This is a genomic window from Arthrobacter sp. Soil736 (assembly GCF_001428005.1).
In the GTDB taxonomy this organism is placed as follows: domain Bacteria; phylum Actinomycetota; class Actinomycetes; order Actinomycetales; family Micrococcaceae; genus Arthrobacter.
Window position 1 is genome coordinate 1 of sequence record NZ_LMSB01000049.1, and the last position, 11,222, is coordinate 11,222.

10 protein-coding genes and 1 pseudogene are annotated in these 11,222 nt (G+C 64.6%); 7 read left to right on the forward strand and 4 right to left on the reverse strand.

The window, feature by feature from the left end; genetic code table 11:
• Window positions 1-571 precede the first annotated feature (571 nt).
• From ASG92_RS23065 to ASG92_RS23070, 3 genes are all read right to left on the reverse strand, one after another.
• Window positions 572-1,360, reverse strand: a complete 789-nt coding sequence (locus ASG92_RS23065) for a hypothetical protein (RefSeq protein ID WP_056634014.1) — start codon at window positions 1,358-1,360, stop codon at window positions 572-574.
• A 402-nt stretch (window positions 1,361-1,762) separates the two neighbouring features.
• Entirely contained in the window at window positions 1,763-1,930 is a 168-nt protein-coding gene (locus ASG92_RS27750; RefSeq protein ID WP_082579679.1) for a BBE domain-containing protein, read from the reverse strand.
• 669 nt (window positions 1,931-2,599) lie between these two features.
• Window positions 2,600-4,561 carry a sigma-70 family RNA polymerase sigma factor gene (locus tag ASG92_RS23070; protein WP_056634017.1) on the reverse strand — a complete coding sequence of 654 codons (1,962 nt, stop codon included), beginning with the start codon at window positions 4,559-4,561 and terminating at the stop codon, window positions 2,600-2,602.
• Window positions 4,562-4,749: 188 nt separating this feature from the next.
• Here ASG92_RS23070 and ASG92_RS23075 point away from each other — a divergent pair, with 188 nt between their 5' ends.
• The 7 genes from ASG92_RS23075 to ASG92_RS23095 all read left to right on the forward strand — a co-directional run bounded on the left by ASG92_RS23075 (window position 4,750) and on the right by ASG92_RS23095 (window position 10,642).
• Window positions 4,750-5,562 carry a hypothetical protein gene (locus ASG92_RS23075; protein WP_056634022.1) on the forward strand — a complete coding sequence of 271 codons (813 nt, stop codon included), beginning with the start codon at window positions 4,750-4,752 and terminating at the stop codon, window positions 5,560-5,562.
• Window positions 5,563-6,048: 486 nt separating this feature from the next.
• Window positions 6,049-6,342 (forward strand): hypothetical protein, encoded by a 294-nt coding sequence (locus ASG92_RS29050; protein ID WP_162256354.1) that lies wholly within the window; start codon window positions 6,049-6,051, stop codon window positions 6,340-6,342.
• Between the two features lie 198 nt (window positions 6,343-6,540).
• Window positions 6,541-6,729: a hypothetical protein gene (locus tag ASG92_RS28660; RefSeq protein ID WP_157372432.1), complete on the forward strand. Its 189-nt coding sequence runs from the start codon at window positions 6,541-6,543 to the stop codon at window positions 6,727-6,729.
• 69 nt (window positions 6,730-6,798) lie between these two features.
• Window positions 6,799-7,935 carry a diaminopropionate ammonia-lyase gene (locus tag ASG92_RS23080; protein WP_056634025.1) on the forward strand — a complete coding sequence of 379 codons (1,137 nt, stop codon included), beginning with the start codon at window positions 6,799-6,801 and terminating at the stop codon, window positions 7,933-7,935.
• A 14-nt stretch (window positions 7,936-7,949) separates the two neighbouring features.
• Window positions 7,950-9,131, forward strand: coding sequence for an ArgE/DapE family deacylase (locus ASG92_RS23085; protein WP_082579680.1), 1,182 nt, complete (start codon window positions 7,950-7,952; stop codon window positions 9,129-9,131).
• 22 nt (window positions 9,132-9,153) lie between these two features.
• On the forward strand, window positions 9,154-9,642 hold the full coding sequence (locus ASG92_RS23090) for a RidA family protein (RefSeq protein ID WP_056634027.1): 489 nt from the start codon (window positions 9,154-9,156) through the stop codon (window positions 9,640-9,642).
• Window positions 9,643-9,703: 61 nt separating this feature from the next.
• Window positions 9,704-10,642 (forward strand): LysR substrate-binding domain-containing protein, encoded by a 939-nt coding sequence (locus ASG92_RS23095; protein WP_056634031.1) that lies wholly within the window; start codon window positions 9,704-9,706, stop codon window positions 10,640-10,642.
• A gap of 47 nt (window positions 10,643-10,689) precedes the next feature.
• On the opposite strand, the pseudogene ASG92_RS23100 reads toward ASG92_RS23095, so the two are convergent.
• Window positions 10,690-11,148 (reverse strand): annotated as a pseudogene (locus ASG92_RS23100) (transposase); the annotation flags it as partial.
• Window positions 11,149-11,222 lie beyond the last annotated feature (74 nt).

Genomic DNA, 11,222 nt, shown 5'->3' on the forward strand with positions numbered 1-11,222 from the left:
CGAAGATCCCCAGTGCTGCGGGGACCAGGCGGCGGCGGACTCCGTCGGCAAGGCGCTCCGACAGTGTGCTCGCGAGTTCCAACCCGCCGAAGCCGGCGCCGAGGATCATGACGGTTGTTGTCATGCACCTCATCTTGCGCCTTGGACCCCCTGGCGTCCATGCCCGATGGATGATGCCCGTCGGGGCTCGATACTCGGCGGCGTTGAGGTCCCCGATCTTCAGAACGCGTTCGATCTGCGGGATGAGTCGCTCGAGGAGTCGGAAGTTTGCCGCGGGTGGTGCGCTCGATTCGCGAGGAATGCTCGTGCGTCGGTGAAGTCGTCGAGGTCGAGGGTCAGTTGGGGCGACCGGCGCGGCACTCGTGCAACGAAATCGATCGATTCCGCCACACTGCAACCGTTGGCGGTTCGCCGTACGCGGCTAGGATAACCGGATGGAGCGCCGGAACGTCTTGACACTGGAACCTCAAGATCCTGAATTCATAGCCGCCGCATTCACCGACGCCTTCCGCAACAGGAGGATGATCGAAAGCCGACGCTTGGACATCGTCATCGACGGCCGGCCACTGCACTACTGGTGGCGGGACTGGGAGCAACCCGAATGGCAAGAAGAGATCCCGGTAGCGGATCTTGTCACCAAGCTGTCGCCGTTGGCACGCCGGAGCAGCGTACCTGTTCGTCGATGCATACCGAGAAGTCTGCATGCGTGGGCATTGCTTTTGCCCTCTCGCATCAGCTGCCAGTACTTCGTGTCCCGTTCGGTGCGTCGCTGTTGCGCCGCGGAAACCGTTGAGGCTAGTGCCTGGTCTGCGTAGCGGTTCGACGACAACACGGCGGCGTGTTGGGCCGCCGCTGCCGTATTCCGCTCCTTCGCCAGCCGGGCGAGGCGTTCGCGTTCGAAACTGCGGCAGCGCTGATCTGTCACGCGCAGAAGGGCCTGGCAGCGCTTCACGGTGACCTTCGAGCTCCGGAGTTGGTCGAACCGAATGTGGAGCCACCGATACGCGGTCGAACGGCTCACCCCGCCGGCCAGGGCCGACTCATCAAGGCTCTTGCCGCCCTCGAACGTCGCCCAGAATGCGGCTTCGTCTTCGACATTGGCCTGTAGATGGTGGCGGCCGGTAGCCCCGCTGACGGCTGCTTCCCAGGCTGGGAGCCTGGATGAGACGAAACCAAGCGCTGCCGTCGCTTCGGCCGGACTCGTTCCGTCGCGGCGGAACTCCAAGTATCTTTCACGCAACCAGCGGTAACCGGTCTCTTTGCCGATGCCGGCCGCACGGGCGGAGGGTTTGAGACCATTTCCCTGCTTGATCGAGGCCAGAAAGCGGATACCTGTTGGAGACGTCGAACTCAAATACATAGCGAATCACCTTGAAGGAAGGTGTTGCTTCGATCGACAGAATCCCCCCTCCCTTCACCGGGCATTTTCTCGGGCGGGTCTTACGGGAATCGACCGGCCGCGGAAACACGGCGATCGTGATCCGGAAATTTTCTGTGGCGCTTGGACCGTTGGGGGACTGCACAGCGAAAAGAAGCCTGACACGGAGTGGACTCGCCGGACTCTCGCTCATGCCGATGAGCGCTCATGGTCGAGCTTGTCGAACCGCCGCGGCCGCCGACTCACCCTGCGGCGACCACCTGCTGCCCACCATGCTCAGCCGCTGCAAGAACTCGGCCCGGCGGCCTGAGCTGAGCGCAAAGTCCCACCTCCCGGCAAATAGGGAACTGAGGTGCTCGATTCCTCACACACCAGGCGGCCGCGTCACTGCGGTTTGATGTTCTGGTTGTTCTGGAACACGTTGTCCGGGTCGTACTTGCGTTTCAAGGCCGCCAGGCGCGCGTAGTGATGGCCGTAGGCTGCAAGCACACGGTCCTCGCCCTCGTCGCTTAGGTAGTTCACGTAGACGTCGCCGGCCGAGTGCGGCTGCATGGCCTCCCAGAACTGGCGTGCCCATTCGATGTGCGCTTCCTGACTGCCCCGGTCCCGGAACCGGAATTCAGCTGCCGTCGTCCTGGGCGTCTCGGCATTTCTGGCCAGCGCCGTACTGACCGGCTGCTCACCCTACGGGGACGTGATCGATGCCGACTACGCCCAGGCATGCCAAAACAAAACCACCGACGAGCGGGCCGAAGACGAGAAGTGCTCCGAAGAGGGACGATCCAGTGGCCACTACGGCTGGTACTTCCTGCCGATGGGCAGCAGCGGATCCTCCAGCTCCCGGGCGCTGCCCGCCGTCGGAGCCAGACTGGCAGGTGGTGTCACCTCCATCCCTGCCGAAGCAACAGCCAAGAGCGGCATCCCTAGCAAGGGTGCAACATCCGTTTCCCGCGGCGGCTTTCGGTGGCAGCGCCAAAGGCGGCAGCACTGGAGGCTGACCGGAAAGACCCTCACGGACACCTCCGATCAGCTCCACAGGGACCCGCGCAAGGGAGGGCTCACGCAAATCAGCTCATCGCACCAAAGAATCAGGACTAGCTATGGCCCCCAACTACCGCACCGACCGCTCACTTCCGTTCCCGGAGCCGACTGCACCCGCCGAGGGCCTGGACGTAGCGGCCACATTTATCCCGGATCGTGAGACGGCGGGGTGGCTGGAGGCTAATACCGGCCGGAGGTGGGAACCACCAGCGTTCCGCCGATGCTGAGGTCAATGTCGGGACGCTCGGCCGATTGACTCTCGCCGGTAACCACAAGGGGCGGGAGGGTCCCTGCAGTGGCCGCTGGTAATGAGCAGCTGACCCGACGGCCGAAGACCGAACATTGCCATCCAGCCGAACCGGCGCCGGTCGGCTGGATTTTGGAGCCGTGGTATTGCAGTGCCACTGTCACATCTGTGGGAACCGTTCCGCCTGTCACGGGCGCGAGAGAGATGACAATAACATCCATGAACTGCTCCTCTCCGCCACGACTGACGGAGGCGGTGGCGCTGAACAGGGTTGGTTGGGCCGGGGCAGGAGGCGGCACCGGGGCCGGAGCAGGGGCGGGCGCCGGAGCAGGAGCGGGCACCGGGGCCGGAGCAGGGGCGGGCGCCGGAGCAGGAGCGGGCACCGGGGCAGGAGCGGGCACCGGGGCAGGAGCGGGCACCAGGGCAGGAGGCGGCGCCGGGACCGGAGCTGAGTCAGAAGGAGGCACCGGGGCTGGGGCAGGAGGAGACTCGGGGGCGGGGGCCGGCGCCGGAGCGGGAGCGGGAGCGGGAGCAGGAGCAGGGGCCTGTACCGGAGGAGCCGGTGCTGGCTGCTGCGGGGCCGGCTCGCCCGCGGGGGGCTGCCCAGGGGAACCGCTGGTCGTTCCTGTTGAGTCCGGCAGTGATACTCCCACTGGAGCCGGTGCTGCCCCGGAGGGATTTTCTGCCGTTGCCGAGTCGTCGGCTGTTGCGCCGTCAGCAGTTGCGTCGTCAGCGGTTGCGTCCTCTGTTCCGCTACCGGGCCCGGCATTATCACCGTCGGCGCCGCCGTTTTCGCTCTCAGCATCCGAGGTGCCGTCGGTCGATGATCCGTCCGCCTGCGAAGTTCCTCCCGGGCCGGAGCCATCGGCCGCATCCGTTGATCTGCTGTCTCCCGGCGTTTGCGAACCCGGAACGGCCAGACCTCCACCGCCAGCGTTGACCCCGCCAATTTGACCGCCCACCACCGCCATCACGACGGCGATGGCGGCAACTGATGCGGCGCTGGCACTCAGCAGAGCGTTCTGGCGAATCCACTCCCAGCTGCGGGAAGCACCCTGCTGGATACCCAGGACAGTGCCGCCGAAGATTCCTCCTGCTGCGATTTTGGCAGCAGCAGGGAATGCCAGGCCTGCGGCAAGCGGGAAGATAATTCCCCTCATTCCGGCGCCGACATCCTGCACCTGGAGGAACAACCCCAGGCATTTGTTGCAGTCCTCCAGGTGCTCGCGGACCTTTGTTTCGTTCCGGGGGCTCAGGCCGTTCCGTGCGTAGGCACCGAGCTTGTCTGTGATGGCGGCGCAACCGGGGTCGTCCACCGTGGCGGTGATGTGGTGCTGAAGATAGGCCTGACGCAGGCCTTCGCGTGCGCGGACGGCGAGCGCGGACACGCCATTAGCGGAGAGTCCCAGCAAGGGGGCAACAGCCGCAGGGGTCATGGCGTCAATTTCTGTGTACCAGAGCACGGCCTGCCAGCGTTCCGGCAGGGAGCGGAAGGAGTCTGCCACGGTTTTCGACTCGAAGGACTGCAGTACGGGGTCGGTGTAGCCGGTGTGAGTCTCGTAGGCGGTCATGTCATCGCTGAGGCTCTGCCGGCCGTCACCGATGTTCTTGCGGGCAGCGAGCCGAGCAATCGAGGAAAGGAGATAGGCCCGGAAAAAGGCGTCGGGTCCGGACCCGGACTGCAGCGCTGCCAGGACGTTTGCGAAGCCCTCAGCGGCGAGATCTTCGGCGTCGGAAGCATTGCGGGCGTAGCGGTGGGCAAGGCCGACGGCGGCGCCGTGGTGGCGTCCGAAAAGCTCACCATAGGCATCGCTCTCCCCGGCCCGGACCTTGGCGATGAGCTCCGCGTCGCTAGGCTCGGCAGATTCTGCACTGGATGCGGCTTCGCTGAGCATAAGTCTTCCTGACAGGCTGTCTATCCCCCCGTGGGACAGTGAAGGACCCCCAGTTTACGGCGGCAATTAGGGGTTCGGACGGTAATTTCGGGAATCTTGAGAAAGTCGCGTCACGACTGCTGGGCAAGCCGCTCTTAACTGGTGTGACCATACTTCAGCCCGCGGCCGGCACCAGGCCAATAGATGCCATGGACGTCCTTGCGCGCTGGCGGCGCCGCACCATGGCTGCCGCTTGGCGTGTGGAGGCAGACTGGCTCTGCCCCGACACCCAAGCACTCGCCACCGCCTTTGCCCGCGGCGCTTTTGACTCCGAAACTGCGGCTGCATCCAGAGACCATTCCGGCGACCACCCTGCGGGCAGGGTCTTCAGCTTGGGTCCCGAAGGCACGGGGATCAGGACCGGCGACCCGATGGCCATGGAGGCCATCAGGAAGCTCGCGGCTGCCCGGGCATACGATGGCGTGGGCATCGCTGAGGCACTGGCCGACGTCGGCGCCTTGTTTTCTGCGTTCGATCTGGCGACGCCCCTGTGGGTGACGGCCGGCTTCGCCGAAGCGTGGGTGGACGCCTCCTCGCTGCTGAGCGTGGCGATCTCCTGCACGGATCCAGCCAACGGCCTTTCCACGTGGCCGCATTTCCGGAACCGGCTTTACGAGCTCTATGGCGCGCACGACGACGTTGGCCGGGGCTTTCTGGTGGCCGTGCTTAGGCACCCCATACACCAGGGGTCGGGGCGCCGCTGGGAGCTGGAGGCCACGATCGGTCGCATCTGCGCTGACAACTTTGCCCGCAGCGGGACGGTCCTGAGCCGGACCTCCGACGCCGTCATCATTCTGTGTGAAAGGACGCAGGATGCGTTCGGACGCATCAACAGGTGCGCATCGGAACTGAACAGCTTGCTGGAGGCCGAGTTCCCATCAGCGACCGTCAGGATCGACGTCGAACCTCTGCCGGACGACGTCGACGACGTTGCCCGGCTCTTGGACAGCCTGCGGCGCTGACGCGGGGCAAGAACTGCTTTGCCTGGCCCGCTGGGGGTTAGGCAAGGTTGCACGAAAGGCTTTGCCTGGCCCGCCGGGGGTGTCAGGCAAGGGTTGTAGAGGCTTTGCCTGGCCCGCCGGGGGTGTCAGGCAAGGGTTGTAGAGGCTTTGCCTGGCCCGAAGGGGTGTCAGGCAAGGTTGCACGAAAGGCTCTGCCTGGCCCGCCGGGGGTGTCAGGCAAGGTTGCACGAAAGGCTCTGCCTGGCACGCTGGGGGCGTCAGGCAAAGCCGTATGAAGGGGAGGTCCCCTGCTGTTGCAGGGGACCTCCCATTTTTTTGTGCCATTGCAGAGGTAGGTCGCCCAGTCCTCCTCTGCCCCAGGCACCAGCTCCGGCGGCACCTTACGTCCCTCCGGCCCAGCAGCCGGCCCCAGTCAAGGCTCCGGCGCCCGCACCAGCTGTCGTGCCGGTCGCCCCGGTCCATCAGTACGTCCCGTCGAATGACCCGGTGCCCGCAGTTCTTGAGCCGGCCGCTGAAGCTCCCGCGGTTGGCCCTGCCACCGCGGTGACAACCGATGGGGCGATTGCTTCCCTTTCGTCCGCGACAGCCAACCCGAGCGCGACTCCGACGCCATCCGTGATCGAAACCACGGAGCCTGGGACGGTCAATGCTGACACCGAGGCGGCGTCCGCAACCGCGCCGGTGGACCCCACCATGCTGGGCGCCGGAGCTATTGTTGTCGCCGTGCTACTCGGTACGGGCGTGTGGCTCTGGATACGAAAGAAAAATTCGACGACTTGATCCGTCCGATGTCTCCGTCCCGAATCGAAAGGATGATTCCGGCCTGTTCTTCTGAGGTGCCCAGGCGGCACCTGTTTCGAGCATTCCGGCAGTATCCTGCCGGAAGTTCTGACCAGCGCCCCTGAAGAGGCCCCGCTGGGGATCCGCACACATGATCCGGGACAGGGCGGAACTGCTGCCCGCAAACCGGAGGACACCATGACCGAGACAACGAGCCTGCCGCGGCTCACCGACCTGATCATCGGCCCGTTCAGCCGTATCTGTGGCGTCGCTCACTGCCTGCTTCATACTTCCCCAGACGCACTCAAAGAAAAAGCGGCTTTTTGTGGCCCTTACCTTGAAGCAAAACGGGATATGCATTCGACAATACTGGCCAATAAACTTTAAGTAAAAGTGTAAGTAATCGGCCGTAAAGCATCGCTTTTCCTTTTAGGTCTGCTGCCGGATCATGGATTTATGCACTCCACTCACGCCGCTTACTGGTACGCCAATCCCGACGCCCGGAGGTGGCAGACGGCCGCCCCCGCCTCGGCGCTGTCCTTTCACCGCACTTTGACCGGTTATTCGCCGACTCCCTTGACCGAACTTCCTTCACTGGCTGCCGAACTCGGCGTCGGCAGGGTGTTCCTGAAGGATGAGTCAAACCGACTTGGGTTGCCGGCCTTCAAGATCCTCGGCGCCTCGTGGGCCGTTTGCCGGGCGCTCTGTGAACGCTGCGGCCTCGATCCCGAGACCATGACCGTCCCGGAACTTCGGGAACACCTGCATTCGGGTACCGATGCCGGGTCATTGCCGGTCCTGGTGACGGCCACTGACGGGAACCATGGCCGGGCCGTGTCCCGGATGGCCGCGCTGCTGGGTCTGCGCGCGAGGGTATACATTCCCAACGGTCTCAGCGCTGCCGCGATTGAGGGGATCAAGGGCGAAGGGGCCGAACTGATCGAACTCGACGCCATCTATGACGACGTCGTGGAAGCCGCCGCAGCGTCAACGCAGGGCAGCGACCGGGACGTCCTGATCCAGGACACAGCTTGGGCCGGGTACACGGACATTCCCCGCTGGATCGTTGACGGGTATACGACCCTGTTCGCCGAAACTGACGAAGCACTGGCCCAAGCCGGCCTGGCCGGCGCCGATCTTGTTGCCTGCCCGGTGGGGGTGGGCTCCCTCGCCCACGCCATGGTCGACCATTACCGGAACCCCGGCAACCGGGCCCCGTCATTGCTCAGTGTCGAACCGGACACGGCAGCCTGCATCGCCCAATCCCTGCAGGCGGGCCAGCCGGTTGTCGTGGATACTTCGTTCCCCACGATCATGTCCGGGCTGAACTGCGGCACCCCATCGGAACTGGGCTGGCCGTCCCTGCTGTCCGGTCTTGACGGCGCCGTGAGCGTGTCAGAGGAAGATTGCCGCCAAGCGGTCCTGGACCTCGGCGGTCTGGGCCTGGACGCGGGTCCGTGCGGAGCCTCAACCCTGGCCGGTGTCAGGGCAGCCCTGTCCGACGAGAAACACCGACAGGAACTGGAGATCACCCCGGACTCCGTCGTAGTGCTCGTCAGCACCGAAGGCCTCGCGGCCAATCCGCTTCGATAAAGGAACCACATCGCATGAACAACAACCCCACAACCGCTCCTGAAAGCACGCCAACCCTTACAGATGATGCGGCGGCGCTGCTGCAGGACCTGGTCCGGATCGACTCGGTCAATCCCGGGCTCGTTCCGGGGGCCGCCGGTGAAGCAGTCATCGCATCGTTCACGGCGTCCTGGCTCGAGGCGAGGGGATTCACCATCACTCGGCTTGAAGCCGCCCCGGGCCGTCCTTCGATTGTGGCTGTGGCGCCGGGGACCGGGCACGGCAGGAATCTGATGTTTAACGGCCATCTCGACACCGTCACCCTGGCCGGTTACGACGGCGAGCCGCTGGAACCAAGAATCGAGGACGGCCGCATGTACGGCCGGGGCACCTTCGACATGAAGGCCGGAATCGCCGCAATGATGGTCGCCGCGGCCGCCGCAGCGGCCCTGCCACATCGAGGGGACATCATTCTCGCGCTAGTCGCTGACGAAGAGTTCGCCAGCGCCGGCACCGAAGAGGTCCTCCGTCATTTCACCGCGGACGCCGCGATCGTCTCCGAGCCCACCCATGAGGACATCGTCGTCGCCCACCGCGGTTTCGCCTGGTTCGAGGTCACCATCCATGGCGTCGCCGCACACGGTTCCCGCCCGGACCTGGGAGTTGACGCGATCGCCAAAGCCGGACGCTTCCTGACCGGCATAGATGACCTCGCAATGGCGCTCAAGGACGGTCCTGCCCATCCGATCCTCGGAACCGGCAACATCCACGCGTCCGTCATCCGTGGCGGAGAAGAGATTTCCAGCTACCCGGCCCAGTGCACCGTCTCCCTGGAACGCCGCACCATCCCAGGGGAAACGGCGGACACCGTCGAAGCGGAACTGAAGGAAATTCTCGATGCTATTGCCGCAGCAGATCCTGACTTCCGCTACACCCTGACCCGCGGTCTTGAGCGCCACCCCTTCGAAGTTCCCACCGAGGAGCCGCTGGTCCAGACAGTTCTGGCCGCAGCAGAGGCAGTCACGGGAACGGCGCCCGTTCTGCGTGGGGAACCCTTCTGGACTGATGCCTCGCTCATGCTCGAAGCCGGCATTCCAGGGCTCCTGTTCGGCGTCGACGGCGGCGGCGCCCACGCCGCCACCGAATGGATCGAACTCGCTTCCCTGGACAGGATCACCCGCATCCTCGCCCAGGCCGCCACCAAGTACTGCAACTAAGCACACCATGACAAAGGAAACCATGACCCAGAGCACCGAAACACCAACCCGCACCCACCCTAAAACCCGCCAGCGGCTCGCCGAACTGGGACTGGAAATTCCCGCCGTCCCCGGCGCCGTCGCCAGCTATGTCCCCGCCGTCCGGACCGGCAACACGGTATACACCTCCGGCCAGCTTCCGTTGCGCGAGGGATCTCTCGCCGTAACAGGCAAGGTCGGAGCGCAGGTGCCTGCCGACGAGGCCGCCGAACTGGCCGTCACCTGCGTCCTGAACGCGCTGGCCGCTGCCGGAACGCAGGGAGACCTCGACAACGCCCGCATCCTCAAAGTCGTCGGCTTCGTCGCGTCGGCGCCGGGATTCAACGGGCAGCCAGCGGTGATCAACGGTGCCAGCAACCTGCTCCTGCAGGTCTTTGGGGACAGCGGCAAGCACGCCCGCTCGGCCGTGGGCGTCGCAGAGCTGCCCCTGGATGCCCCGGTGGAAGTGGAACTTATCGTAGAGTTCTCCTGACACAGGCACCTGTGCTTTACCGAGCACATGAGGGCACCATGAACAGGCAGAAAGAGCCGATATGCTGAACATCGCCCGGCTAAGGGTCTTGCGGGAGCTGCATCACCGCAAGACCCTTTCTGCCGTTGCAGAAGCCCTCTCCTACAGCACATCAGCTGTTTCCCAGCAGGTCCGTCTTCTCGAAAAAGAAGTCGGAGTGCCGTTGGTCGAACCCGCCGGGCGCCGCCTGCAACTCACCGCCCAAGGTTTGATCCTGGTAGCGCACGCCGAACAAATCCTGGACCTGCTCGAACGGGCAGAAGCGGACGTCTCTACCTCCATGGAACAGCCCCGCGGCACTGTCAGGATGGCGGCCTTTCAATCAGCGGCGCTGACCATCGTCCCGCAGGCCCTCCAGGAACTGCGCCGCCTCCACGCCGAACTCACCATTGAATTCGACCAAGGCGAACCCGAGACCACACTGCCGGCCCTGGCCTCATCTGAATATGACCTCGTCATCGCCGAGTCTTACCCGGGACTGCCGATAGCGACCACGGCAGGGATCACGGCAACAACGATCCTGGAAGATCCGCTGTGGCTGATCATGGAGGCCGCCATCGCAGCGACCATTGAACCTGAGGGAAACATCATTTCCCAGCTGGCCGGCGCCGCCTGGGCCGTCGAGGCCGAAGACTCAGCACCCCGGACATGGCTGACCAACGAATGCAGGAAAGCGGGATTCGACCCGAAAGTCATCTGTTCCTCCGAGGACCTCTCGGTCCAGCTGCGCTTCGTCGAAGCCGGGCTCGCGGTCGCCGTCCTTCCCGGCCTTGCCCTCACAGGAGCGGCGGCCAACGTGCGCCGCTTTCCCACAGCACCCGGCATGCAGAGCCGGGAACTGCTCGTGGCGACCAGGGATGCTTCAGCCAAGCGACCAGCCATCATCGCCGTTACCCACGCACTGCAGCGGGCAGCACGCGCTTATCACACAGGGCCGTCTTCGATCGATCTGACGGTCTAACTGCCGGGGGGTCTGTCAATTATTCGGTGTAACTGGGGTTGTCTTTTCTAGCTCCTGCCGGCGGACAGGCGTCCGTCGAAGGTGATCTCGAAGGCGTTGAGTGCGGCCTTCCAGCGGTTGCTCCAGCGTTTACGGCCCTTGCCGGTGGGGTCGAGGCTCATGATCGCCAGGTAGACGCACTTCAGCGCGGCCTGCTCGGTGGGGAAGTGACCGCGGGCGTTCACCGCTCGGCGGATACGGGCGTTGATGCTCTCGATCGCGTTCGTCGTGCAGATCACGGTGCGGATCTCGTTGTCGAACTGCAGGAAAGGCACGAACTCGGCCCACGCGTTGGTCCAGAGCCCGATGATGGCCGGGTAGCGCTTCTCCCACTTGCCGGAGAACTCCGCGAACCGGTCCAGCGCGGCCGCCTCGCTCGGGGCGGTGTAGACGGGCTTGAGGTCCTTGGCGATCTGCGACCAGTCCTTCTTCGAGGCATAGCGGAAGCTGTTGCGGAGCAGGTGCACGTTATGCCGACCTCGGCATAAGATCCATTATGCCGACCTTCGGATTATGCCGATGTGGCCGCGGGATCCTTTGC